At 57.9% G+C, this 24,858-nt stretch carries 27 protein-coding genes and 1 tRNA gene; 6 read left to right on the top strand and 22 right to left on the bottom strand.

Annotation, left to right across the window (positions count from 1 at the left end; genetic code table 11):
- Nucleotides 1-22 precede the first annotated feature (22 nt).
- The 15 genes from ispG to trmJ form a co-directional block, all read right to left on the bottom strand.
- Nucleotides 23-1,132 (bottom strand): flavodoxin-dependent (E)-4-hydroxy-3-methylbut-2-enyl-diphosphate synthase, encoded by a 1,110-nt coding sequence (gene ispG / locus BJ917_RS25205; protein ID WP_003185136.1) that lies wholly within the window; start codon nucleotides 1,130-1,132, stop codon nucleotides 23-25.
- 3 nt (nucleotides 1,133-1,135) lie between these two features.
- Entirely contained in the window at nucleotides 1,136-2,167 is a 1,032-nt protein-coding gene (locus tag BJ917_RS25200) for a RodZ family helix-turn-helix domain-containing protein (protein WP_096513313.1), read from the bottom strand.
- A complete protein-coding gene (gene pilW / locus BJ917_RS25195) occupies nucleotides 2,167-2,925 on the bottom strand; it encodes a type IV pilus biogenesis/stability protein PilW (protein WP_096513314.1) in 759 nt (252 codons plus the stop codon). Before pilW ends, BJ917_RS25200 begins: the two co-directional genes overlap by 1 nt.
- A gap of 16 nt (nucleotides 2,926-2,941) precedes the next feature.
- A complete protein-coding gene (gene rlmN, locus BJ917_RS25190) occupies nucleotides 2,942-4,087 on the bottom strand; it encodes a 23S rRNA (adenine(2503)-C(2))-methyltransferase RlmN (RefSeq protein ID WP_096513315.1) in 1,146 nt (381 codons plus the stop codon).
- A 28-nt stretch (nucleotides 4,088-4,115) separates the two neighbouring features.
- On the bottom strand, nucleotides 4,116-4,541 hold the full coding sequence (ndk, locus tag BJ917_RS25185; protein ID WP_007903599.1) for a nucleoside-diphosphate kinase: 426 nt from the start codon (nucleotides 4,539-4,541) through the stop codon (nucleotides 4,116-4,118).
- Between the two features lie 88 nt (nucleotides 4,542-4,629).
- Complete coding sequence (gene iscX, locus BJ917_RS25180) at nucleotides 4,630-4,830, bottom strand: Fe-S cluster assembly protein IscX (RefSeq protein ID WP_096513316.1); 201 nt, start codon at nucleotides 4,828-4,830, stop codon at nucleotides 4,630-4,632.
- 14 nt (nucleotides 4,831-4,844) lie between these two features.
- Nucleotides 4,845-5,186, bottom strand: a complete 342-nt coding sequence (gene fdx / locus BJ917_RS25175; protein WP_085715824.1) for an ISC system 2Fe-2S type ferredoxin — start codon at nucleotides 5,184-5,186, stop codon at nucleotides 4,845-4,847.
- 2 nt (nucleotides 5,187-5,188) lie between these two features.
- The gene (gene hscA / locus BJ917_RS25170; RefSeq protein ID WP_096513317.1) at nucleotides 5,189-7,051 is read right to left on the bottom strand and encodes a Fe-S protein assembly chaperone HscA; all 1,863 of its coding nucleotides are present in this window, start codon (nucleotides 7,049-7,051) and stop codon (nucleotides 5,189-5,191) included.
- Nucleotides 7,052-7,102: 51 nt separating this feature from the next.
- Nucleotides 7,103-7,624 carry a co-chaperone HscB gene (hscB, locus tag BJ917_RS25165; RefSeq protein WP_121105102.1) on the bottom strand — a complete coding sequence of 174 codons (522 nt, stop codon included), beginning with the start codon at nucleotides 7,622-7,624 and terminating at the stop codon, nucleotides 7,103-7,105.
- Nucleotides 7,625-7,632: 8 nt separating this feature from the next.
- Nucleotides 7,633-7,956: an iron-sulfur cluster assembly protein IscA gene (gene iscA, locus BJ917_RS25160; protein ID WP_003227904.1), complete on the bottom strand. Its 324-nt coding sequence runs from the start codon at nucleotides 7,954-7,956 to the stop codon at nucleotides 7,633-7,635.
- Nucleotides 7,957-7,990: 34 nt separating this feature from the next.
- On the bottom strand, nucleotides 7,991-8,377 hold the full coding sequence (iscU, locus tag BJ917_RS25155; RefSeq protein ID WP_007974006.1) for a Fe-S cluster assembly scaffold IscU: 387 nt from the start codon (nucleotides 8,375-8,377) through the stop codon (nucleotides 7,991-7,993).
- An 83-nt stretch (nucleotides 8,378-8,460) separates the two neighbouring features.
- Nucleotides 8,461-9,675 (bottom strand): IscS subfamily cysteine desulfurase, encoded by a 1,215-nt coding sequence (locus tag BJ917_RS25150; RefSeq protein WP_096513319.1) that lies wholly within the window; start codon nucleotides 9,673-9,675, stop codon nucleotides 8,461-8,463.
- Between the two features lie 50 nt (nucleotides 9,676-9,725).
- The gene (iscR, locus tag BJ917_RS25145) at nucleotides 9,726-10,217 is read right to left on the bottom strand and encodes a Fe-S cluster assembly transcriptional regulator IscR (protein ID WP_003227911.1); all 492 of its coding nucleotides are present in this window, start codon (nucleotides 10,215-10,217) and stop codon (nucleotides 9,726-9,728) included.
- Nucleotides 10,218-10,412: 195 nt separating this feature from the next.
- Complete coding sequence (gene cysE, locus BJ917_RS25140; protein WP_096513320.1) at nucleotides 10,413-11,189, bottom strand: serine O-acetyltransferase; 777 nt, start codon at nucleotides 11,187-11,189, stop codon at nucleotides 10,413-10,415.
- Between the two features lie 2 nt (nucleotides 11,190-11,191).
- Nucleotides 11,192-11,962: a tRNA (cytosine(32)/uridine(32)-2'-O)-methyltransferase TrmJ gene (gene trmJ / locus BJ917_RS25135; protein WP_096513321.1), complete on the bottom strand. Its 771-nt coding sequence runs from the start codon at nucleotides 11,960-11,962 to the stop codon at nucleotides 11,192-11,194.
- Between the two features lie 146 nt (nucleotides 11,963-12,108).
- Between trmJ and suhB the strand changes: the two genes are divergently transcribed.
- Entirely contained in the window at nucleotides 12,109-12,927 is an 819-nt protein-coding gene (gene suhB, locus BJ917_RS25130; RefSeq protein ID WP_007982736.1) for an inositol-phosphate phosphatase, read from the top strand.
- Nucleotides 12,928-13,198: 271 nt separating this feature from the next.
- On the opposite strand, the gene BJ917_RS25125 is transcribed toward suhB, so the two are convergent.
- The 6 genes from BJ917_RS25125 to queA all read right to left on the bottom strand — a co-directional run bounded on the left by BJ917_RS25125 (nucleotide 13,199) and on the right by queA (nucleotide 19,301).
- On the bottom strand, nucleotides 13,199-13,750 hold the full coding sequence (locus BJ917_RS25125; protein WP_096513322.1) for a glycine zipper 2TM domain-containing protein: 552 nt from the start codon (nucleotides 13,748-13,750) through the stop codon (nucleotides 13,199-13,201).
- Between the two features lie 133 nt (nucleotides 13,751-13,883).
- The gene (gene secF / locus BJ917_RS25120) at nucleotides 13,884-14,798 is read right to left on the bottom strand and encodes a protein translocase subunit SecF (RefSeq protein WP_096513323.1); all 915 of its coding nucleotides are present in this window, start codon (nucleotides 14,796-14,798) and stop codon (nucleotides 13,884-13,886) included.
- Nucleotides 14,799-14,807: 9 nt separating this feature from the next.
- Complete coding sequence (gene secD, locus BJ917_RS25115; RefSeq protein ID WP_096513324.1) at nucleotides 14,808-16,676, bottom strand: protein translocase subunit SecD; 1,869 nt, start codon at nucleotides 16,674-16,676, stop codon at nucleotides 14,808-14,810.
- 63 nt (nucleotides 16,677-16,739) lie between these two features.
- Nucleotides 16,740-17,078 (bottom strand): preprotein translocase subunit YajC, encoded by a 339-nt coding sequence (yajC, locus tag BJ917_RS25110; protein ID WP_007916913.1) that lies wholly within the window; start codon nucleotides 17,076-17,078, stop codon nucleotides 16,740-16,742.
- Nucleotides 17,079-17,121: 43 nt separating this feature from the next.
- Nucleotides 17,122-18,237 (bottom strand): tRNA guanosine(34) transglycosylase Tgt, encoded by a 1,116-nt coding sequence (gene tgt, locus BJ917_RS25105; RefSeq protein ID WP_172901690.1) that lies wholly within the window; start codon nucleotides 18,235-18,237, stop codon nucleotides 17,122-17,124.
- Between the two features lie 14 nt (nucleotides 18,238-18,251).
- Nucleotides 18,252-19,301, bottom strand: a complete 1,050-nt coding sequence (gene queA / locus BJ917_RS25100; RefSeq protein WP_008020244.1) for a tRNA preQ1(34) S-adenosylmethionine ribosyltransferase-isomerase QueA — start codon at nucleotides 19,299-19,301, stop codon at nucleotides 18,252-18,254.
- A gap of 107 nt (nucleotides 19,302-19,408) precedes the next feature.
- Here queA and BJ917_RS25095 point away from each other — a divergent pair.
- Both BJ917_RS25095 and BJ917_RS25090 read left to right on the top strand, forming a co-directional pair.
- A tRNA-Leu gene (locus BJ917_RS25095) sits at nucleotides 19,409-19,493 on the top strand.
- A gap of 183 nt (nucleotides 19,494-19,676) precedes the next feature.
- Entirely contained in the window at nucleotides 19,677-20,324 is a 648-nt protein-coding gene (locus tag BJ917_RS25090; RefSeq protein ID WP_121105100.1) for a hypothetical protein, read from the top strand.
- Nucleotides 20,325-21,701: 1,377 nt separating this feature from the next.
- On the opposite strand, the gene BJ917_RS25085 is transcribed toward BJ917_RS25090, so the two are convergent.
- Complete coding sequence (locus tag BJ917_RS25085) at nucleotides 21,702-22,727, bottom strand: hypothetical protein (RefSeq protein ID WP_121105098.1); 1,026 nt, start codon at nucleotides 22,725-22,727, stop codon at nucleotides 21,702-21,704.
- 277 nt (nucleotides 22,728-23,004) lie between these two features.
- Here BJ917_RS25085 and BJ917_RS25080 point away from each other — a divergent pair, with 277 nt between their 5' ends.
- The 3 genes from BJ917_RS25080 to BJ917_RS25070 all read left to right on the top strand — a co-directional run bounded on the left by BJ917_RS25080 (nucleotide 23,005) and on the right by BJ917_RS25070 (nucleotide 24,807).
- Nucleotides 23,005-23,334, top strand: a complete 330-nt coding sequence (locus BJ917_RS25080; RefSeq protein WP_096513327.1) for a hypothetical protein — start codon at nucleotides 23,005-23,007, stop codon at nucleotides 23,332-23,334.
- 146 nt (nucleotides 23,335-23,480) lie between these two features.
- On the top strand, nucleotides 23,481-23,981 hold the full coding sequence (locus BJ917_RS25075; protein WP_096513328.1) for a DUF3916 domain-containing protein: 501 nt from the start codon (nucleotides 23,481-23,483) through the stop codon (nucleotides 23,979-23,981).
- Nucleotides 23,982-24,366: 385 nt separating this feature from the next.
- Entirely contained in the window at nucleotides 24,367-24,807 is a 441-nt protein-coding gene (locus BJ917_RS25070; RefSeq protein ID WP_121105096.1) for a hypothetical protein, read from the top strand.
- The last annotated feature ends 51 nt before the right edge of the window (nucleotides 24,808-24,858 follow it).

The following is a 24,858-nucleotide window of genomic DNA, read 5'->3' as shown; positions in this document are numbered from 1 at the left end:
AAAATTTCCTTAATTCGTTCGATCAGCCGCGCGCGATGACGGCAGCGTCAGCTTCGACCTTTTCGGCCGCTTTCTGGCGGATCAAGCGTTCAAGCTCATCCACCAGATTGTCATTCGTCAGTTTCTGCGACGGCTTGCCGTCGATGTAAATCAGGTTTGGCGTGCCGCCGGTCAAGCCGATATGGGCTTCCTTGGCTTCACCCGGCCCGTTGACCACGCAACCGATGACCGCAACATCCAGCGGCACCAGCAGGTCTTCAAGGCGCCCTTCCAGCTCGTTCATGGTCTTGACCACATCGAAGTTCTGCCGCGAACAACTCGGGCAGGCGATGAAGTTGATGCCACGGGAACGCAGGTGCAGGGATTTGAGAATGTCGTAGCCGACTTTCACTTCCTCGACCGGATCAGCCGCCAACGAGATGCGGATAGTATCGCCAATCCCTTCGGCGAGCAGCATACCGAGGCCCACGGCGGATTTCACCGTGCCAGAACGCAAACCACCGGCTTCGGTGATGCCCAGGTGCAACGGCTGGACGATTTCCTTGGCCAGCAGGCGATAGGCTTCGACGGCCATGAACACGTCGGAGGCTTTCACACTGACCTTGAAGTCCTGGAAGTTCAGGCGTTCAAGGTGCTCGACGTGGCGCAGGGCCGACTCGACCAGCGCGGCCGGGGTCGGCTCGCCGTATTTCTTTTGCAGGTCTTTTTCCAGGGAACCGGCGTTGACGCCGATGCGAATCGGAATCCCGCGATCACGGGCGGCATCGACCACGGCGCGTACGCGATCTTCACGACCAATGTTGCCCGGGTTGATTCGCAGGCAGTCGACACCCAATTCGGCGACGCGCAACGCAATGCGGTAGTCGAAATGGATATCGGCCACCAACGGCACCTTGACCAGTTGCTTGATCTTGCCGAAGGCCTCGGCGGCATCCATGTCCGGTACGGATACCCGCACGATATCGACACCAGCCGCTTCCAGACGATTGATCTGCGCCACGGTGGCAGCGACATCATTGGTGTCGCTGTTGGTCATGCTCTGTACAGCGATAGGTGCATCGCCGCCAACAGGCACGTTACCGACCCAGATCTTGCGGGACTCGCGACGTTTGATTGGAGATTCGCCGTGCATGAGTTATTGACCCAACTTCAGGCGAGCAGTCTCGCCACTGGTGAACGGAGCTACATCGACCGCCTGGCCGTTGTAGCTGACCTGCGCGCCACGGGCGAAGCCCAGGCGTACGGCAAACGGTGGCTTGCCGCTGACGGAAAGGCTGTCGCCTTTACGCTTGAGACCACTAAATAGCACCTTGCCACCGCCGTCGGTCACTTGTGTCCAGCAATCGGCGGTGAATTGCAATTTAACCTGACCCTGGCCGGCAACCGGAGCAGCTGCCGGAGCCGGTGTGGCAGCGGCTTGTGCTGGAATGCTCGGGGCAATCGGTGCTGTCACAGTCGGTGCCGGTACGGCGGGAACAGCCGGGGCTGGAGTCGCAGGCGTCGCGACAACCGGAGCAGGGCTGTGCACCGGTGCTGTTGGCACCGAAGCCGCAGGTGCCGAAACTTGAGTTTCAGCCGGTGCTTCAGCCGAAGTCTCGGCCTGTGGCAATGCCAAGGCAGTGGAACTTTCAGCCTGACCTTCCGCGACAGCCTGGTCTTCCGGCTCGTCCAGCGGATGAATCTGGGTAGTGCCGTCCGCGCCTTCGACTTCCACGTGTTCAGGGCTCAGGCTGACCAGGTCCTTGGTGCGCAGCGAGGTTTGATCCTGCCACCAGACAAAACCACCGCCAATCACCGCCACCAGCAGCAACAGGCTGACAATGCGCAGGATAGTGTGGGAAACCCGGACCGGCTCTTCGATACGACCCAGGCTATGCACGCTGCTACCCTGGGAGTCGGTGCCGGTGGATTGGTCGAACTGCTGGACCAGAACGGCCTGGTCCATGCCGAGCAATTTGGCATAGGCACGAATATAGCCGCGAGCAAAGGTGTGCCCGGGCAGCTTGTCGAAATCGCCGGCTTCCAGATTGCTCAGGGAACTGACGGTGAGGTTGAGCTTGAGGGCCACTTCGGCCAGCGACCAGCCATTGCTTTCGCGGGCCTGGCGCAAGGTCTCACCGGGGTTAACGCGATTCGCTGCTACAACTTCGGGATGCGCCGCTTTCATCATTGCTCCGACAGGTATTGCTGATATTCCGGTGTACCGGGATAGAGTCGTTTTAATTGCAGGCCAAAACTGGCGGCCTTGTCGCGATCTTCAAACACTTTTGCCAGCCGAACGCCGAGCAATAGACTACGAGCATTTTGCTCGGCGAGCAGGCTAAAACGATCGTAGTAGTCACGCGCGGGCACATAATGCCTGTCTTCGTAAGACAACTCAGCCATTTCCAGCAATGCACGTGGTTGTTGGCGATTCAAACGCAGGGCTTTTTCCAGTTGCTGCCGGGCCAGGTCGCGCTGGCCGAGCATCGAAGCGGTCATGCCCAGGTTCTCGAACACTCGCGAACGCTCAGGATACAGGGTATCGGCGGCGGCCTGTTCAAAGCGCTCGTAGGCTTCCTTGTAACGTTTTTGCTCGAAAAGAAAACTGCCGTAGTTGTTGAGGATCCGTGCATCGGCGGGACGGGAAGACAACGCCTTGCGAAAGTGCTGGTCAGCCAGTTCCGGCTCCATCTCGGCCTGGAACACCAGCCCCAGTGCCGCGTTGGCGTCCGGGTCCGCATCATCCAGCTCCAGCGCTTTTTTCAACGGCACTTTTGCCCGTTCGGTCATGCCCTGTTGCAGATAACCGATGCCCAATTGCACATATGCCTCACGCGCTTCGTCGCGGCCCTTGCTGGTCTTCATCGGGTTGTAATCGCCCGAAAGCACACAGCCAGCACAGAGGCTGGCCAATAGCAAAAGCAGCGCAAAGCGCAGGGACATAGAGATCCTCTCTTGATTACTTGTTCGCGGCGTTCTGCGCCAGATCGCTGTCGGCGTTCAATTCACGCACGGCGATATAACGTTCGCTGCGACGGGTGCGATCCAGCACCTGCCCTACCAGTTGACCACAGGCTGCGTCGATGTCTTCACCACGGGTGGTGCGGACAGTGACGTTGAAACCGGCATGATGAAGCTGATCCTGGAACCGACGAATGGCGTTGTTGCTCGGCCGCTCGTACCCGGAGTGCGGGAACGGGTTGAATGGAATCAGGTTGATCTTGCACGGGATGTTCTTGAGCAGCTCGATCATTTCAACGGCGTGCTCGACCTTGTCGTTCACGTCCTTGAGCAAGGTGTACTCGATGGTCAGCACGCGCTTTTCGCCCAGGGACGACATGTAGCGCTGACACGACTCGAGCAGCATCTTAAGCGGATACTTCTTGTTGATCGGCACCAATTGGTTACGCAATGCGTCATTCGGTGCGTGCAGGGACAACGCCAGGGAGACGTCGATGTGCTTGGACAGCTCATCGATCATCGGTACCACGCCCGAGGTGGACAGGGTCACGCGGCGCTTGGAAATGCCGTAGCCCAGGTCATCCATCATCAGATGCATGGCGGCAATGACGTTGTCGAAGTTCAGCAGCGGCTCACCCATGCCCATCATCACCACGTTGGTGATGGCACGGTCGACGGTTGCCGGGACGCTGCCAAAGGATTTGTTGGCAATCCACACCTGGCCGATCACTTCGGCGGCGGTGAGGTTGCTATTGAAGCCTTGCTTGCCGGTGGAGCAGAAACTGCAGTCCAGGGCACAGCCTGCCTGGGACGAAACGCACAAGGTGCCGCGTTTGCCCTGGGGAATGTACACGGTCTCGACGCAGCTGCCGGACGCCACGCGCACCACCCACTTGCGGGTGCCGTCGCTGGAGATGTCCTCGCTGACCACTTCCGGACCGCGAACTTCAGCAACAGCCTTGAGCTTTTCGCGCAAGGCCTTGCTGACGTTCGTCATGGCGTCGAAATCATCCACGCCAAAGTGGTGAATCCATTTCATTACCTGACCGGCACGGAAACGCTTCTCCCCGATTGAGTCGAAGAATTTTTCCATTTCCGGCTGGGTGAGACCCAGCAGGTTGGTTTTAACAGTCGATGTAGTCATGGATTCACCTTCACTCTTAAGCCAATGCTTAGCGAGTGGTTACTTCAGTAGCTGCGAAGAAGTACGAGATTTCGCGAGCAGCAGCGGCTTCGGAGTCCGAACCGTGTACGGCGTTGGCGTCGATGGAGTCAGCGAAGTCAGCACGGATGGTGCCGGCAGCAGCTTCTTTAGGGTTGGTAGCGCCCATCAGCTCACGGTTCAGAGCGATAGCGTTTTCGCCTTCCAGAACCTGAACGACAACCGGACCGGAGATCATGAAAGCAACCAGGTCGTTGAAGAAACCACGAGCGCTGTGCTCAGCGTAGAAGCCTTCGGCTTCGGCTTTGGACAGTTGCTTCAGTTTCGAAGCTACAACGCGCAGGCCTGCTTTTTCGAAACGAGTGGTGATCTCGCCGATCACGTTTTTAGCAACGGCGTCAGGCTTGATGATGGAGAAAGTACGTTGAACAGCCATGGTGTAACTCCAGAAACGGTAATTTACGAAAAATTAAACCCGCGAATTATACGCGGGTTCTCGGGTATTGCCTAACCTGCGGCGTGGCTCAGTCGCGTTCTTCGATCCAGTGGGCCTGAATGGCCTCCAGGATCTTTTCGCCACAATGCTCAGGGTGGTCGTCGAACTCGGGCAATTCCATCACCCATTTACGCAGATCGACGAAATTGACCGACATAGGGTCCACGTCGGGCTTGCTTTCTGCCAGCTGGATCGCGATCTCCAGCACATCAGTCCACTTGAGTTTCATGACAATTCCTTGAATCAGTGCGGTGCTTCGGCTGCGTGGTTGAGCGAATACTTCGGAATTTCGACGGTCAGGTCTTCAGTCCCGACCTTTGCCTGACAGCCCAGGCGCGACTGAGCTTCCAGCCCCCAAGCCTTGTCAAGATAGTCTTCTTCCAGCTCATCGGCCTCTTCCAGCGAGTCAAAACCCTCGCGGATGATGCAGTGGCAGGTGGTGCAGGCGCAGACGCCGCCACAGGCACTTTCCATCTCGATATGGTGCTCATGAGCCAGTTCGAGGATGGACGTACCGGTCTCAGCCTCCACGACCATGCCTTCCGGGCAAAACTTTTCGTGTGGCAGAAAAATGACCTGCGGCATCGTTATTCCTCAATCTCATTCAGGTTGCGCCCCGCCAGCGCAGCTTTCACCGTCGAATCCAGGCGGCGGGCAGCAAAGGCATCGGTCACTTGCGACAGACGCTTGGTCTGCTGCTCGATGGCGTAGCCATCGGTACCTTTCATCAGTTCGGCCAGTTCCTGCACCTGCATGTCGATGACCATGCGCTCATCGGCATCGAGCAGGCGCTCGCCGTCGGCTTCCAGGGCAGCCTGCACCGCTTCGATCAGGCGCTGGGCATCGACCTGCTGCTCGCGCAGTACGCGGGCCACCTTGTCGTCATTGGCGTGCTGGAACGAATCCTTGAGCATTTTGGCGATTTCGCCATCGGTCAGACCGTAGGACGGCTTGACCTGGATGCTGGCCTCGACGCCCGAACCCAGCTCACGAGCGGAGACGCTCAGCAGGCCGTCGGCATCGACCTGGAAGGTCACGCGAATCTTCGCCGCACCCGCCACCATCGCCGGGATACCGCGCAATTCGAAGCGCGCCAGGGAGCGGCAGTCACTGATCAGCTCGCGCTCGCCCTGCAAGACGTGAATGGCCATGGCCGACTGGCCGTCTTTATAAGTGGTGAAGTCCTGGGCGCGGGCGACAGGGATGGTGGTGTTACGCGGAATCACCTTCTCCATCAGGCCGCCCATGGTCTCCAGACCCAGGGACAGCGGAATCACGTCCAGCAACAGCAGCTCACTGCCGTCACGCTTGTTGCCGGCCAGGGTATCGGCCTGGATCGCAGCACCAATGGCCACCACTTGATCCGGGTCGATTTCAGTCAGCGGCTGGCGACCGAAGGCTTCGGCGACGGCTTCGCGAACGCGAGGAACGCGAGTCGAACCACCGACCATGACCACGGCATGCACGTCTTCCAGTTCGATTCCGGAATCACGCACCGCACGACGGCAGGCTTTCAGACTGCGGGCGACCATCGGCTCGATCAGCGCATTGAAGGCTTCACGGCTCAGCTCGGCTTTCCAGGCGCCATAAGCGACCTCTACCGACGCGGCGTTGGTCAGGGCTTCCTTGGCGGCACAGGCGATTTGCAGCAAGTTGCGTTGCACGCCTGGATCGAGGTCGGCGGACAGGCCGGCGCCCTCGATAATCCAGCCAGCGATCGCGTGATCGAAGTCATCGCCGCCCAATGCACTGTCGCCGCCAGTGGCCAGCACTTCGAAGACACCGCCGGTCAGGCGCAGAATCGAAATATCGAAGGTGCCGCCGCCCAGGTCATAAATAGCCACCAGGCCTTCGGCGTGCTGATCCAGACCGTAAGCCACCGCCGCCGCGGTCGGCTCATTAAGCAAACGCAGTACATTCAGGCCGGCCAGCTTGGCCGCATCCTTGGTGGCTTGACGCTGAGCGTCGTCGAAATAGGCCGGAACGGTGATGACCGCACCTACCAATTCACCGCCCAAGGTCGCTTCCGCGCGCTGGCGCAGGACCTTGAGAATATCGGCAGAGACTTCGACCGGGCTTTTCGGACCCTGGATCGTGTCGATGAACGGCATGTGCGATTCGCCACCGACAAAACGGTAGGGCAACTGGTCGCCCAATTGCTTGACGTCGGACAGACCACGACCCATCAAGCGCTTGACCGACAGCACGGTGTTCAAGGGATCGGTGGCGGCAGCCAACTTGGCCGACTCGCCGACCTCGACGCGATCGGCGTGGTAGCGCACGGCAGACGGCAGGATGACCCGCCCTTCTGCGTCAGCCAGAGGCTCGGAAAGACCACTGCGCAATGCAGCGACCAGCGAATTGGTAGTGCCCAAGTCGATCCCCACAGCCAGACGACGCTGGTGCGGTTGAGGACTTTGGCCGGGTTCGGCGATCTGCAGTAGGGCCATCGTTATCAGGACTTATCTGTATATCAGGCGTGCGACCGGAGCGGCACTGGGTTAATCGTCGAGGCGCTCTTCTAACTGGCGCACTTCGTAGGTGAGCTTGTCGAGAAACTGCATGCGCCGCATCAGGCGTTCGGCCCGTTCACGTTGCGCGGCATCGTTCCAGCAAGCTGCGAAGCTTTGGTTCAGTTCATCCTGGGCAGTCTTCAGGCGGCGCTTGAACGCAGCAACACCCGACAAGTCGGCGCTGTCCTGCAGGTCTTCGAGCTCTTCGCGCAACTCCATCTGTTGCAGAAGAAATTCCGGATCATGCACCGTGACCTCCAGCGGCAGCTCGCCACCACTCAAGGCGAGCAGGTAACGCGCGCGCTTGGGGGGACTCTTGAGCGTCTGGTAGGCCTCGTTGAGGCTCGCGGATTGCTCTAGCGCCAGCCGCTGCTCACGCTCGGAGGCGTCAGCAAAGCGGTCCGGATGAACGCTGCGCGCCAGCTCGCGGTAACGCGAAGCCAACTGATCGAGATCCAGGTTGAAGCTCGGTTGCAGCTCAAATAAAGCGAAATGACAAGGAGTACCCACGAGCAGCCTCAGATGTTGAAGCTTTCGCCGCAGCCACATTCACCGCGTACGTTGGGGTTGTTGAACTTGAAGCCTTCGTTCAACCCTTCCTTGACGAAATCGAGTTCGGTGCCGTCCAGGTAGGCCAGGCTTTTCGGGTCGATGATCACTTTCTCGCCGTGACTTTCGAACACCTGATCCTCTGCAACCACCTCGTCGACAAACTCCAGCACGTAGGCAAGGCCGGAGCAGCCTGTGGTGCGAACACCCAGGCGAATCCCCTCACCTTTGCCGCGCCCGTCGAGGGAGCGTCGCACGTGTCGAGCAGCCGCTTCTGTCATGCTGATAGCCATCGGTGACTCCTTACTCGTCGCCAAATCCTGAAAGTCAGATCAAGCCTTTCTTCTGCTTGTAATCGCGAACGGCCGCCTTGATGGCGTCTTCAGCGAGTACCGAGCAGTGAATTTTCACTGGCGGCAGGGCCAGTTCTTCGGCCAGCTGGGTGTTCTTGATGGTTTCTGCTTCGTCCAGGGTCTTGCCCTTCATCCACTCGGTGGCGAGGGAGCTGGAAGCGATAGCCGAACCGCAGCCGTAAGTCTTGAACTTGGCATCTTCGATGATGCCGGCGTCGTTGACCTTGATCTGCAGGCGCATCACGTCGCCGCACGCCGGAGCGCCGACCATGCCGGTGCCGACATCAGGATCTTCCGCGTCCATCTTGCCGACGTTGCGCGGGTTTTCGTAGTGGTCGATGACCTTTTCGCTGTAAGCCATGATGCTTAATCCTCACTCATCAGAGAGTCGCTCTTTGAGCCCCGGAACCTGGGTCCACGGGGCCGGTTCGCGGCGACTTGAAATCAGTGTGCCGCCCACTCGATTTTCGAAATGTCGACACCGTCTTTGTACATGTCCCACAGCGGCGACAGAGCGCGCAGCTTGGTAACGGCCTCGCAGACTTTCTGCGCGGCGTAGTCGATTTCTTCTTCGGTGGTGAAACGGCCGAAGGTGAAACGGATCGAGCTGTGTGCCAGTTCGTCGTTGCGGCCCAGGGCGCGCAGCACATACGAAGGCTCAAGCGAAGCCGAGGTGCAGGCAGAACCGGACGACACCGCCAGGTCCTTGAGCGCCATGATCAGCGACTCACCTTCAACGTAGTTGAAGCTCAGGTTCAGGTTGTGCGGAACGCGGGCGGTCAGGCTGCCGTTGACGTACAGCTCTTCCAGGTGCTCGACCTGCTTGTAGAAGCGGTCGCTCAGGGCCTTGATGCGCACGTTCTCGGCAGCCATGTCTTCCTTGGCCACGCGGAAGGCTTCACCCATGCCGACGATCTGGTGGGTCGCCAGGGTACCGGAACGCATGCCGCGCTCGTGACCGCCGCCGTGCATGGTCGCTTCGATGCGAACACGCGGCTTGCGGCTCACGTACAGGGCGCCGATGCCTTTAGGGCCATAGGTCTTGTGGGCGGAGAACGACATCAGGTCGACTTTCAGTTTCTGCAGGTCGATGTCGACCTTGCCGGTGGACTGAGCGGCGTCAACGTGGAACAGGATGCCCCGGGAACGAGTCAGTTCGCCGATGGCGGCGATGTCGTTCACGGTACCGATTTCGTTGTTCACGTGCATGACCGAAACCAGGATGGTGTCGTCACGCAGTTCGGCTTCGACCATTTCCGGAGTGACCAGGCCATCGGTACGAGGCTCGATGTAGGTGACTTCGAAACCTTCACGCTCCAGCTGGCGCATGGTGTCCAGGACAGCCTTGTGCTCGATCTTGGTGGTGATCAGGTGCTTGCCTTTGGTGGCGTAGAAATGTGCCGCCCCCTTGATTGCCAGGTTGTCGGATTCGGTGGCACCGGAGGTCCAGACGATTTCACGCGGGTCGGCATTGACCAGGTCGGCCACCTGACGACGGGCGTTTTCGACGGACTCTTCAGCTTTCCAGCCGAACACGTGGGAACGGGACGCCGGGTTACCGAAGTTTCCGTCGACCAGCAGGCATTCACTCATTTTTTGCGCGACACGGGGATCAACCGGGGTCGTCGCAGAGTAATCAAGGTAAATCGGCAATTTCATGGACTATCTCCTAAATCAGGCTGGCTGGCGCGCCGTTAGCTCTATGGCTGTCATTCGACGGCGGACGCTTCAATCTTGTCCAGGCGTGGCGCCTTGCTGTTGCAACGGCGTTGATCCTGACGCTGGGCTACTTCTTGCACCTCACGGCGAGTCACAAGGTCAGCCAAGCTGATACCGCTCAGAAATTCGTGTATCTGCAGGCTCAGATCGCACCACAAGTGGTGGGTCAGACAGGTGTCGCCCGAATGGCAATCACCCTGCCCCTGGCATTTGGTGGCATCGACCGATTCGTTCACCGCATCGATCACCTGGGCGACCTGGATACCCTGCATGTCGCGAGACAGCTGGTAGCCGCCGCCTGGACCACGAACACTGGACACCAGATTGCTGCGGCGCAGCTTGGCGAAAAGCTGCTCGAGGTAGGACAGGGAGATGCCTTGGCGCTCGGAGATATCGGCCAGGGACACGGGCCCGTGCTGCGCGTGCAACGCCAGATCGAGCATGGCGGTCACGGCGTATCGGCCTTTTGTAGTCAGTCGCATGGACAATTACCACGGAGTTCGGAATGAGGCGAGTATGCAATTCCCGAGTATTTAAGTCAACTATTAGACCTAGTGCTTTAGTCGGGTTTACCCGCGAAGAGCGGGCGCATGATATCAGGGTCTGCGGCTTAATGGCACACCGCTTAGCGCTGTGCCATTGCCTGAATACGACCTGCGGCAGCTCCTACAAAGGCATCAGCTGGCCCGGGATTGATCCTTGTCCTTCACACACGCAAAATCTTCTTCGCGCAGCTCAGGCAGATCCTTGGCACAGTAATTACTGCCCAGATCCTTCAACGCCCCGCACATGCCCTCCAGGCGACCATCGACCGCCTGCAGATGATCGAGCAGTTGATTGATGGCGCGCGCCACCGGGTCAGGCATGTCTTCGCTGACACCATAGGCATCAAAACCGATTTTCTCGGCCATGGCCTTGCGCTTGGCGTCCTGCTCTTCGTCGGACTTGACGATGATCCGCCCCGGAATACCGACAACAGTCGCACCCGCCGGAACCGCCTTGGTGACCACGGCATTGGAACCGACCTTGGCCCCGGCACCGACGGTGAACGGGCCCAGCACCTTCGCGCCTGCCCCAACTACTACGCCATCCTCAAGGGTCGGGTGACGCTTGCCCTTGTTCCAGCTGGTGCCACCCAGGGTCACACCCTGATAGAGAGTGACGTCATTGCCGATCTCTGCGGTTTCGCCGATGACAATGCCCATGCCATGGTCAATAAAGAAACGGCGACCGACCTTGGCGCCTGGATGAATCTCGATCCCGGTCAACCAGCGACCGAAGTTCGACACCAGGCGTGCCAGCCATTTCAGGTCTGCGCGCCACAGGGCCGCCGACAAACGGTGAATCCAGATGGCGTGCATGCCCGGGTAGCACGTCAGGACTTCAAAAGCGTTACGCGCCGCCGGGTCTCGATGGAATACGCTCTGGATATCTTCACGCAAACGCTCAAACATCATTAATCCTTCCGCTTTAGAAGCTCACCACGGGCCGCTTTCTGGGTTTCCGTGAGGATGCCACGCAATATATTCATTTCCGCCCGGCTGACCGAGCTGCGTCCGTACAACCGGCGCAGGCGCGCCATCAAGTGCCGTGGCTTTTCCGGATCGAGGAATTCAATCGCCACCAGGGTTTGCTCCAGGTGCTCGTAGAATCGTTCGAGTTCGTCCATGGTCGCCAGCTCAGCGCTTTTGACCGATGCCACCTCTTCCTTCTCGACCTTGCTCGGCTGACCTTCAGCCGCCAGCCAGGACATGCGCACTTCATAACTCAACACCTGTACCGCCGCCCCAAGGTTCAGCGAACTGAACTCAGGGTCGGATGGGATGTGCACGTGATAATGACATCGCTGCAGCTCTTCATTGGTCAGGCCGGAATCTTCGCGACCGAACACCAGGGCGATTTCGGCGCCCTGCGCCGCTTCCTCGACCACCTTCGCACCGCATTCGCGGGGATCGAGCAGCGGCCAGGGAATCCGACGATCGCGAGCGCTGGTGCCGAGCACCAGATTGCAACCGACCAAGGCATCTTCCAAGGTGGCGACGACTTGCGCTTTTTCAAGGATGTCACCGGCGCCGGAAGCACGTGCATCGGCCTCGTGGTGCGGGAACAAGCGTGGCTCGACCAGCACCAGCCGCGACAGCCCCATGTTTTTCATGGCGCGCGCGGTCCCGCCGATATTGCCCGGATGGCTGGTATTGACCAGGACGACACGAATGTTTTGCAGCAAGGGAGGCGCTCTCGAACATAGACAGGGGGAGCAGAATCTTACAGCTCAAACTACCGTTAAGCCATGAAAGCGAACGTCGTCCTTCTCCTGTAGAAACTTTCTGATAGAATGCCCGGCTTTCTTTAACAACCTTAGGTGACACATCCATGCAGCCCATGCTGAATATCGCGCTGCGCGCCGCCCGCAGCGCCAGTGAATTGATCTTCCGCTCCATCGAGCGCCTGGATACCATCAAGGTCGACGAAAAAGACGCCAAGGATTACGTATCCGAGGTGGACCGCGCCGCCGAACAGAAAATCATCGACGCCCTGCGCAAGGCTTACCCGAATCACTCGATCATGGGTGAAGAAACCGGCATGCACGCCGGCACCGGCATCGAAGGCGAAGAGTACCTGTGGATCATCGATCCACTGGACGGCACCACCAACTTCCTGCGCGGCATTCCTCACTTCGCTGTCAGCATCGCCTGCAAATACCGCGGTCGCCTGGAACACGCCGTTGTTCTGGATCCGGTTCGCCAGGAAGAATTCACCGCCAGCCGTGGTCGCGGCGCCCAACTGAACGGTCGTCGCCTGCGCGTCAGCGGCCGCACCAGCCTGGACGGCGCCCTGCTGGGTACCGGCTTCCCGTTCCGTGACGACCAGATGGACAACCTCGACAACTACCTGGGCATGTTCCGCGCCCTGGTTGGCCAGACCGCCGGTATCCGCCGCGCCGGCTCGGCAAGCCTGGACCTGGCCTACGTGGCCGCCGGTCGTTTCGATGCGTTCTGGGAATCAGGCCTGTCCGAGTGGGACATGGCCGCAGGCGCCCTGCTGATTCAAGAAGCAGGCGGCCTGGTGAGCGACTTCACCGGTGGTCACGACTTCCTTGAAAAAGGCCACGTCGTTGCCGGCAACACCAAATGCTTCAAGGCAGTGCTGACGGCGATCCAGCCGCACCTGCCGGCCTCGCTGAAGCGCTAAGCTTCCAGCGACAGAAAAAAGCACCCTTCGGGGTGCTTTTTTTATGCCTGCGATTCGCCCTCAATAACACCGTAGATCCCTGTGGGAGCGGCGGTGCGACGATTCGACTTGCCCGCGATAGCGGTGGATCAGTCGCCGCATAGGGCGCAAGTGATACCGTCATCGCGGGCAAGCCCGCTCCCACAGGTTTTTACAGTGTTTTCGAAGCTGTATTTCAGGCACAAAAAAAGCACCCCGCAGGGTGCTTTTTTTTGAATCTGCCTTCAGCGGATCAATGAGCCTGCTGATTCTCCGACAAGATCAACTTGCCCTCTTTATCCACAGGAATCTGATTCCCCGGATCACGATCCATGCGCACCTTGCCTTCCTTGCCGTCCAGCGAGTACCGCACGTCGTAACCCACGACCTTGTCACTGATGTCGTTCACCGTATTACAACGGGTTTGGGTCGTGGTGTAGGTGTCACGCTCCTGCATGCCTTCCTGCACCTTGTTGCCGGCGTAACCGCCGCCAACCGCACCCGCGACAGTGGCCAGCTTCTTGCCATTACCACCGCCAACCATGTTGCCCAGCAAACCACCTGCCACTGCACCGACCACCGTACCGGCGATCTGGTGTTGATCTTTAACCGGCGCTTGCCGGGTTACCGCGACATCCTTGCACACTTCACGTGGAGTCTTGATTTGCGTCTTGACCGGCTCAACGGCGAGTACTTGCGCATACTCAGGGCCGCTTTTCTTAACCAGGCTGTAGGTGGCCAAAGCACCCCCGGCAGTCACACCGACAGCACCCAGTACAGCACCAACCAGCATCGACTTGTTCACATGAACCTCCTGACCATCAAATGCGGGATAAACCCGCGCTTCTCCCAGCCTTGGAGCACAAAAAAAGGCGCGAGTTCAACTCGCGCCTTTTTGGACTACATCTCTGGAAGAGCTGCTCTGGATTAGAGAGCCTTCAAGGACGGTCGTCGACTTCCTTCTCGGCACTCACCGTAGGAATCAGGTCTTCGGAACTCAGATTCAGCCAGATCAGCACCACGTTGGCGATGTAGATCGACGAATAAGTACCCGCCAGAACCCCCACCAGCAGCGCCAGGGAGAAGCCGTGCAGGTTGTCACCACCGAAGAACAGCAGTGCCGCGATCGCCAGCAAGGTGGAGACCGAAGTCGCGATGGTCCGCAGCAGCGTTTGCGTGGTCGAGATGTTGATGTTCTCGATCAGGCTGGCCTTGCGCAGTACGCGGAAGTTCTCGCGAACCCGGTCGAATACCACGATGGTGTCGTTGAGCGAGTAACCGATGATCGCCAGTACCGCCGCCAGCACCGTCAGGTCGAAGGTGATCTGGAAGAACGACAGGATACCGATGGTCACGATCACGTCGTGGATCAGCGAAACGATTGCACCAACAGCGAATTTCCACTGAAAACGGAACGCCAGGTAGATCAGGATGCCGCCCAGCGCCATCAGCATGCCGAGGCCGCCTTGGTCGCGCAGCTCTTCACCCACCTGCGGGCCGACGAACTCGACACGCTTGACCGTCGCCGGGTTGTCGCCGCCGACCTTCTGCAGCGCGCCAGCCACCTGGTGACCCAGTTGCGGGTCTTCGCCAGGCATGCGCACCAGCAGATCGGTGGTGGCGCCGAAGTTCTGCACCACGGCTTCGTGATAACCGGCCGAAACCAGCTGCTCGCGCACCTTGGTCACGTCGGCCGGACGCTCGTAGGTCAGCTCGATGAGCGTACCGCCGGTGAAGTCCAGGCCCCAGTTCATGCCCTTGTGGAAGACACTGAAAATGGCCAGTGCCGTAAGGAACAATGTGACGCCGAACGCGAAGTTGCGAACGCCCATGAAGTTGATTGTACGTAACATGGCAGCCCCTTAAATCCACAACTTCTTGAAGTCACGACCGCCGAAGATCAGGTTGACCATCGCGCGGGTGACCATGATGGCCGTGAACATCGAGGTCAAGACCCCGAGGGACATGGTCACTGCGAAGCCCTTGACCGGACCTGTACCCATGGCAAACAGGATCCCGCCCACCAGCAAGGTGGTCAGGTTGGCGTCGAGAATCGCAGTGAATGCGCGACCGAAACCTTCGTTGATTGCTCGCTGCACACTCATGCCCGCCGCGATCTCTTCACGAATCCGCGAGAAGATCAGTACGTTGGCGTCGACCGCCATACCCATGGTCAATACGATACCGGCGATACCCGGCAGGGTCAGCGTGGCACCCAGCAGCGACATCACGGCCAGCAGCAAGACCATGTTCACCGCCAGCGCGACGGTGGCGATGATGCCGAAGAAGCGGTAGATGGCGATGATGAACAGCGAGACGAACAACATGCCCCACAGCGATGCATCGATACCTTTGGTGATGTTGTCCGCACCCAGGCTTGGGCCGATGGTGCGCTCTTCAGCGAAGTACATCGGTGCCGCCAGACCACCGGCACGCAGCAGCAGCGCCAGTTCGGACGATTCGCCCTGGCCATTCAGGCCAGTGATGCGGAACTGCGCGCCCAGCGGCGACTGAATGGTCGCCAGGCTGATAATCTTCTTCTCTTCCTTGAACGACTGCACCGCCACTTCTTTCTCGACGCCGTCGACCACTTGCTTGGTGTAAGTGGTGACCGGACGCTGCTCGATGAAGATCACCGCCATGCTGCGACCCACGTTCGAACGGGTCGCACGGCTCATCAGCTCGCCGCCGTGACCGTCTAGGCGAATGTTCACTTCCGGCGTGCCGTGCTCGCCGAAGCCTGCCTTGGCGTCAGTCACCTGGTCGCCGGTGATGATCAGGCCACGCTCGATCTGTGCCGGCGGACGCTTGCCCTCACGGAACTCGAAGGTCTCGGAAGTGGCTTTCGAAGCACCAGGCTCGGCCGCCAGACGGAACTCGAGGTTGGCCGTCTTGCCGAGGATACGCTTGGCTTCCGCGGTGTCCTGCACGCCCGGCAGCTCAACCACGATACGGTTGGCGCCCTGACGCTGGACAATCGGTTCGGCAACACCCAGCTCGTTGACTCGGTTACGTACCGTGGTCAAGTTCTGCTTGATGGAGTATTCGCGGATTTCCGCCAGCTTGGCCGGGGTCATCGCCAGACGCAGCACCGGTTGACCATTGAGGTCGGCCGGAACAATGTCGAAATCGTTGAAGTTCTTGCGGATGATCGTACGGGCCTGTTCGCGGGACGCTTCATCGGAGAAGCCCAACTGAATGGCACCGCCCAGTTGCGGCAGGCTGCGATAGCGCAGTTTCTCTTTACGCAACAGGCTCTTGACGTCGCCTTCGTAGACTTTCAGGCGCGCATCGAGGGCTTTTTCCATGTCCACTTCAAGCAGGAAGTGCACACCACCGGACAAGTCCAGACCCAGCTTCATCGGGTGCGCGGCAACGCTGCGCAGCCATTGCGGGGTGGTTTGTGCCAGGTTCAAGGCAACGACGTAGTCATCACCCAGGGTCTTGCGCACGACGTCCTTGGCAGGCAACTGGTCTTCAGCCTTGACCAGGCGAATCAGACCGCCCTTGCCGCCAGCGGCCAGGGTGGCAGCCTTGACGTCGATCCCGGATTCCTTGAGCGCAGCGCTCACACGGTCCAGATCAGCCTGATTGACCTGCAGTGCAGTGCTTGCACCGCTGACCTGGATGGCCGGGTCATCAGGATAAAGATTGGGAGCGGAATAAATCAGACCGATCGCCAGCACCGCCAGGATCAGAATGTATTTCCACAGAGGGTATTTGTTCAGCATCACGCCGCCCGCTTATGACGCGGGGCGCCTTGCGCGCCCCGTCGATTGAGTAGAAGTTGAAACTTAGATCGCTTTCAGCGTGCCCTTGGGCAGCGTGGCGGCGATAGCGCCTTTCTGGAACTTCATTTCGACAGTGTCGGAAACTTCCAGAACAACGAAATCGTCAGCCACTTTGGTGATCTTGCCAGCGATGCCGCCGGTGGTCACAACTTCGTCGCCTTTTTGCAGGCTGCTCAACAGGTTCTTCTGCTCTTTGGCGCGTTTGGCCTGTGGACGCCAGATCATCAGGTAGAAGATGACCAGGAAGCCGACCAGGAAAATCCACTCGAAGCCGCCGCCCATAGGGCCAGCAGCTGCCGGTGCAGCAGCGTCGGCCATGGCATTAGAGATAAAAAAGCTCATTTAGCACTCCAGTTGCAAATGTTGAATCTTGGGGTCAGAAAACTCAGTCCAAAGGCGGAACGGGAAGCCCGCGTTTGGCGTAGAAGGCATCGACAAAGGCGGCCAATGTACCCTGTTGAATAGCCTCGCGCAAACCAGCCATAAGCACTTGATAATGGCGCAAGTTATGGATGGTATTGAGCATGCTCCCGAGCATTTCGCCGCACTTGTCCAGGTGATGCAGATAAGCGCGGGAGAAGTTCTGGCAGGTATAGCAATCGCAGGTCGGATCCAGCGGCGAATCATCATGGCGATGGAACGCGTTACGGATCTTGATCACGCCAGTGTCAATGAACAGATGCCCATTGCGGGCATTACGGGTTGGCATCACGCAATCGAACATGTCCACACCGCGGCGCACACCCTCCACCAGATCTTCCGGTTTGCCAACGCCCATAAGGTAACGAGGTTTGTCAGCCGGCATCTGGCCCGGCAGGTAATCCAGCACCTTGATCATTTCATGCTTGGGCTCGCCCACCGACAGACCACCGATGGCCAGGCCGTCAAAACCGATCTTATCGAGGCCTTCCAGGGAGCGCATGCGCAGGTCCTGGTGCATGCCGCCCTGAACAATGCCGAACAGCGCCGCCGTATTGTCGCCATGAGCGTTTTTCGAGCGCTGGGCCCAACGCAGGGACAACTCCATGGACACGCGGGCGACGTCTTCGTCAGCCGGGTACGGCGTGCATTCGTCGAAAATCATCACGATGTCCGAGCCCAGGTCACGCTGAACCTGCATCGACTCTTCCGGCCCCATGAACACCTTGGCACCGTCGACCGGCGAGGCGAAGGTCACACCCTCCTCCTTGATCTTGCGCATGGCGCCCAGGCTGAACACCTGGAAACCGCCGGAGTCAGTCAGGATCGGGCCTTTCCACTTCATGAAATCGTGCAGGTCGCCGTGCTTCTTGATCACTTCCGTGCCCGGACGCAGCCACAGATGGAAGGTGTTGCCCAGAATGATTTCAGCGCCAGTGGCCTCGATATCCCGCGGCAACATGCCCTTGACCGTGCCGTAGGTGCCCACGGGCATGAAGGCCGGGGTCTCGACGGTACCGCGCGGGAAGGTCAGGCGACCACGACGAGCCTTGCCGTCAGTAGCAAGTAACTCAAACGACATACGACATTGGCGACTCATTCTTTGTCCTCAGGGCCACGTGGTGCGGGGTTACGGGTGATAAACATCGCATCACCGTAGCTGAAAAAGCGGTATTCGTTGTCGACGGCGGCTTTATAGGCGGCCATGGTTTCCGGATAACCGGCAAACGCCGAGACCAGCATCAACAACGTGGATTCAGGCAAATGGAAATTGGTGACCAGGGCATCGACCACATGAAACGGCCGGCCCGGGTAGATGAATATGTCGGTATCGCCACTGAACGGCTTGAGCACGCCATCACGGGCAGCGCTTTCCAGGGAACGAACGCTGGTGGTCCCCACCGCCACCACCCGACCGCCGCGCGCGCGACAGGCGGCAACCGCATCCACCACGTCCTGGCCGACTTCCAGCCATTCGCTGTGCATATGGTGGTCTTCGATTTTCTCGACGCGCACCGGCTGGAACGTGCCAGCGCCAACGTGCAGGGTCACGAACGCCGTCTCGACACCCTTGGCGGCAATCGCCTCCATCAGCACCTGATCGAAATGCAGCCCCGCCGTCGGCGCCGCCACCGCGCCCAAACGCTCGGCGTAGACGGTCTGATAACGCTCGCGATCCGCGCCTTCATCCGGGCGGTCTATATAAGGAGGCAACGGCATATGCCCGACGCGGTCGAGCAACGGCAACACCTCTTCGGCAAAGCCCAGCTCGAACAACGCATCATGACGCGCCAACATCTCGGCCTCGCCACCGCCGTCGATCAGGATCTTCGACCCAGGCTTGGGCGACTTGCTGGAACGCACATGGGCCAGCACGCGATGACTGTCCAGCACCCGCTCCACCAGGATTTCCAGCTTGCCGCCGGAAGCCTTCTGGCCAAACAGCCGCGCCGGAATCACCCGGGTATTGTTGAACACCATCAAATCGCCGGGGCGCAAATGCTCCAGCAAATCAGTGAATTGACGGTGTGCCAGGGCGCCGCTGACCCCATCCAGGGTCAACAGGCGACTACCGCGACGCTCGGCCAAAGGATGGCGGGCGATCAGCGAATCAGGGAGCTCGAAAGTAAAGTCAGCAACGCGCATGATGGGGTTCGTCTAGCAGGGCCGGGAAGTCTAGCGGAAATATCAAAAATTCTCCATGTACCTGATTGACCGACGGTTATCTCATCTCTATACTTCGCCGCCATTGAGCCCTGATGGCGGAATTGGTAGACGCGGCGGATTCAAAATCCGTTTTCGAAAGGAGTGGGAGTTCGAGTCTCCCTCGGGGCACCAACACAATGAAGAAAGACCTTGAATATCAAGGTCTTTTTTTTTGCTCGGCGTAAAAATGGCGTAATGCACCCTCAGATCAGCAGTTCAATTTCTGAAGAGCTTATCCGCCAACAGGCAGCAGAGGATGCTGTGAACCCAGCTAGAGCAGTCTAGAAAATTTTCCAGTCCGAGCGAGGAATGAACATGGATGCATTCAACAGTTTTTTAGCGACCATTAAGCCCCTTATCGAGCTGCTGTACTTCATAGCATCCATTGGGTTGGCATTCTTCGCCTACTTAGGGTTGCAGCAAATAGCAATTCTTAAGAGCACTGCTGCGACGCAAGCAAAACGCGACGCCTTGCGACTGACGTCGGAACAATGCGCCATTTACATGGATAAAATCATTGCGGGGCAAAATGATTTTAATAAGCATCTAAAAGCCGCAAACATCACCTGGTTCGAAGGCTGGAACATCGAAATACAGGGAAAAGAAGTCCGTGCGCATCGCAATACTCCGCAAAACATGCAAAACCTCTCGAAGCTAGACATCGGCCACTTGAACCAAATGGAAGCGTTTTCCGTTTATTTCGTATCAAGACTTGCTGACGAAACAGTCGCCTATCGTACAGTTGGTAAGACTTTTGTTAATCACATGGATAAAGTCATGCCCTTTGTTCTCACTGCGAGAAAGGATGGATACTTTCAAAATATGGTGACCCTGTACGTGACTTGGAAAGCTCGCGCCGAAGCTGAAAGGCTTGTTTTTGAGCAAAAAGAAATTAATTCCAAGCTCTCGAAACTTAACTCCGTGTCCGGTACGGCGTCACCAATTGGATCTGAATTCGGCTGAAAGTCGAAAGCGGTGCTTGAAATCACATGTGACAATCTGTGGGACTCGATACCCGCATTTTCTGTCCCATACACGCTTGCAAACAGACTGTCGAGATCCGGCCCACCGCCCCTCCTAGGGGACAGATCCTAAAATCTGCGGGGGTCGGAAAAAGAGTAATATTAGTAATATCCCCTCCGAAAATCAGCTACAGCCCGCGTAGATCAAGGCCTCCAGAGCTTTTGAGGAAAGGCGATATTTAAGCGATAGGAAGGCGATATTATTACCTTTCTTAAAAGCTATATTTCCATTCTTTAAAACCCAATGAATCCGGGGGTTTGACAGAAATATTACTTTTCATATCGCTTCATATTACCTTCCCTTGTAATACCCGAAGCCCAGTAAAAACGGGGCCTCCAGACCCATTACCACCCCCGTATAGCTAATATCGCTCTTTTTGAAACGACCACCTTCCCCTTAAGAATTAATCTCAATAAAACGACGTTTTTTCATGGCGCCTTGGTTGGCAGCATAAAGGCGATTTAAGTTGCAGATCGTGTTCAGCTCTGTGAAATCCATCAAACACGGCACAGCCCCCGCCAGTCGTGGCCTGCAGTGAATTAAGCCTCTCCCTGCACCCAGCCAGTCCCCGCCCAAAAAAGATCGTGCGCGTTTTTGAAAATCCACCGAACCCCACGTTTTCAAAGTTTTCGCCCAATGAAACCGGGGACTCCATCGCTATCCCGTCCTGGACTGCCCTGAGTAGCGCCGTGCAACCGCGCTGCACTTCCCTTCAAAACTTTGCATTCTGTGCAATGGCCAACCCCCTGCAGAGGCCCACGGCCCGCCTGGGCTGCAGGTTCGTTTGCACTACATCCGGATTTGCACAAAAAAAGGACACAAAGCCCGTCGGCGGGAGGGGGATAAGTGCTTTTTCTGATGTTTTTTTCTTCAGACGGGGATTTTCAACATCCGCCGTCCATCGAGACAGAATTCGTGTCGCACCAGGTGCGAGTGACTACGCCAAGGCAAGATCCAACCCTGCCGACTCATACAAATCGCAGCCAGGAGTAGCTAGCCGAGTGCGTTAACTTATTCGCAATGGCTCTATGCCATAATCGTGTGCCGAAATATCACGTGTCGAAAGGAGTCAGAAATGGGATCGAAGGTAACTGTTACGTGCGAAGGGTGTGGACTTACGGGAACAATCGATTTTCCGGCTTCGATGACGTTGAACACAGGAGCAATCACCTGTGAGCAACCCTGCCCTAAGTGCGGAGGGAAGTTCAGCGCACCAGGGGGCAAGTACGAAACCGATGAGAATGGAGTACTTCAGCGAGTTGGTGATTACCAAGCATAAAAAAAGGCCTGCTCAATGCAGGCCTACTTTTTTCCTTATCAGGGGATCAGCGCTACGATCCTCGCAGCGAGCGTCTCGTAGCCGACCAACTCTTGGTGGCTCGTATCAGTGCCTTGCCGATACCACCCGTTCGCCCACATTTCGGTGTAGCTGGTCAGATTCTCGAAATCGACAACGCTGGCTCGCAGTGCTGAACCTGGACCGGCTTGCGCGGCCTTTCGATACGATTTGAGTTTGGCCGCGTCCGGGTTCGCAGTCGGGTGCGACGGCACAAACAGAAAGAACAACTCCCGCTCGTCCCAGCCATTCACCTGCCAAATATCTTTGATGCGCTTACTGATCGATTCCAGGTTATCGATATATGCCGTCGCCGAACTTGGGTCGGTGCTGGCACGCCAGCCCAGTGACGGGGTACTGGTTTCGTTCTGATCGTTAAGGCCCGAATTGATGTACATCACGACGATCGGCTTAACGCCTTTCTCGACCTGAAGACGGCGCACCTCAGCAAAGTAGTTGCTGAGCTGCTTTACGGTATACGCATTCAGCTGTGTGCTCATGTCCCACAGCGATTGACCGCCCACCCCATAGAGCGTGTGGGCAGAAACACCCGCCGTTTTCAGCACGTCTTCAATCCGCATGAAGTAGCTCAAGAACGGGCCGGTGAGCGCGGCTTGCTGCGGGACCACCCACTTGAAGCCCAGCGGCTGCCCATCACGCGCCCCGGCATCCAGATCGAAGTAGCTACGCACATAGCCCTCCACCCCCGTGCTGGTTGTGATTACCGGCGACAGTTTGAGCACGGTCCAGGGCGCTTCTTCTCGGCGCACGCCCGGCCTGAATGAACCCGCCCCACTGACAAAGGTGCTGTAGGCCATATGGCAGCGCAGGAGCGCGCTCGGGTTCAGCGGATAATGGCCATCAGTCCGCACCTCGATACCGTTTGCCGTACCGTTGGCCACCACGGCGCCGTCAGCCACCATCCGGTAAAACACTGAGGAAGGAGCCAGTTCATGACTGGCTTGATCCGCCGAGGCCCCGGCATTACTGCCGAAGGAATTGCCCATCAAGACAGGGGTGGCGTAGAGCCCAACCCAACACTGCCTATCCCCAGCATAGCCGGGCATCGCAGGTGATTGCCGCATATGGTACGTTACTGCCGCAAAGCGACCGTTGCCCCCTCGGGGCACCAAAATTAAGAAAGGTCTTGCTTAGCAAGGCCTTTTTTTTCGCCTGCAGAAAAGCACCTGACACCCCGCGGCCCTGTAGGAGCCAGCCTGCTGGCGATGCTTTTTTGATTTTCCCCACCCTCGGTCAGTCAGACACTCATCAAGGACTTCACCCATGGAATCGCAACTGGAAACCGTCGCCCTCTTCTCTCTTAAGCTGGCTTATGAGACGGAAGATCAGAGTCCGATTTTGCGGGATGACTTGGTGATGGGGGATTACCAGCGGGATGTGTTTGAGTTGCTGGTGCGCAGAGATGATGTCGCGACTATCAAGGGCAAAGTAGCTGAATGCGTGGGGCTGGCGCTTGAGGCCATAGGTGGAGCCGGTAAGCCATTGGGACGAGAGTTGAATAGATTGTCAGCTGATTTCAGTGCTGCGCAGACGCTGGAGCAGCTCGATACTCCGCTCATTGCACTTAAGGATTACTTGAAAGATATTCAGTGAATGATCGTGTTAGGGAACGTTTGGTAACTCTTTACACCGACTGATACTGGCTAGGGTTTTGGCTGATATGGAAGTATATCTGCCCACTTTTCAATTGCGTCAGCAGACAGCAACGAAAGACCCTTTCAGCTCACAAGGACGTATCAATGCGGCAAATCGCCCTCAGCAACAAACCACTCAGAGGCATTCCCCGCCGCCTCCGCGCTCTGGAACACTGGGCCTCCACTTTTCGCGACGAATTTCACCCGCGAACCGAGCGCATGGAGCGCTATACAAACTGGAAGATCCCGGTGCACGAGGCCCTGGTCGAAGGCCCTCGAGCCAGGATTGAAGTTCAAGCCTTCTGCATTCAACAACTGCTCGAAGCCGCTAGCCACCTGTCCAACGCTGCTGACCACTCACAGGGTTACTATCGCGTCGCTTGCCTGCTGGTGTGGCCATGGGTTCATCAGAGCGAGATCACCATTTTCTACGACCGGAATTACTATTTGGGTTTTCTCGGAGAAACCAACACGCTCAAGCCAGAGCGGATCAGCCACGCTCTTGCACTGCAAAAGCCATCGCACTTCATCGAGCATGGGCATGACGTAACTCAACCTGATGATGAGGTCGCAGTACAATGGTGGTGCATTGGGGAACCGGTCTGACGGCTTTGGCGAGCAGGCTAGCCCCATAGAGATTGTGATGATCCGACAAGCATCGCTTGGCTCGAGTGCGTGAAAATAAATCCGTCCCCTTTTCCCTTCTCACTGAAGATGCTGCCTACGCCACAGACACCGACCGCCACGCCTGGGCAGTGGGCGAGGCGCCAGAATGGTTTTTGGTTTCAAAAGTCAGACGTGACGCTGTGAGAGCGGGCTTGGTTGCGGTGGCCGGGGTATTCAGCGGGATTTGTGGATGTCTTGCGTTTTTCGCGAGCGAGCTCGCTCCTACAGTGGGTTTGCTACAACCCAATGGCGATTGGACCGACCGCTGACTAAAATTCAGTGGGGGATCTCTTCAACGAGCCCTTACAAGGCGGGAGGTTTTACGATGAAGGTCGTAACTTCGCTGGCGTTGCTGGTAGCGGCAGGATGGATCTCAGTGGTTGGTGCAGCCCCGAAGCAAATCGTTGCCGTTCCCTTGAATGCAACTACTTACAATGCCGGGCATATCGCTCAGGCCATTCTGACCCCCTTGAGCAGTAGTGAAACGGCGCTCTCGTTGTTCGTCGGCGGTGTACCCAATGGCACTGCAATTCCGGCGCACTTGTATACCTATATCTACTCGGGAACCTGCGCCAGGCACGAGCCCAAGCCGGTCTATTCACTCAATCGCATCGTGACTGACAACTTCAACGAGCAGGCGGGCATCCAACTCTGGAAGAGCGTGCCTTTGGCTTATGACTCGCTGCGGTCCGGCGGATACGCGCTGGTGATGCGGACAAGCCCGGCCGACGGGAATCCCGATATTTTCTGTGGTGAGCTTGGTTAAGGGTTTTCCCCGCTTCCATGCATAACGTGGGAGCGGGGGATTATCCCTCTC

Source organism: Pseudomonas sp. WPR_5_2 (assembly GCF_003634475.1).
GTDB classification, from domain to species: Bacteria; Pseudomonadota; Gammaproteobacteria; order Pseudomonadales; family Pseudomonadaceae; genus Aquipseudomonas; species Aquipseudomonas izuensis.
The sequence above is the reverse complement of the archived record's forward strand: the minus strand, read 5'-3'. Positions and strand labels throughout refer to the sequence as shown.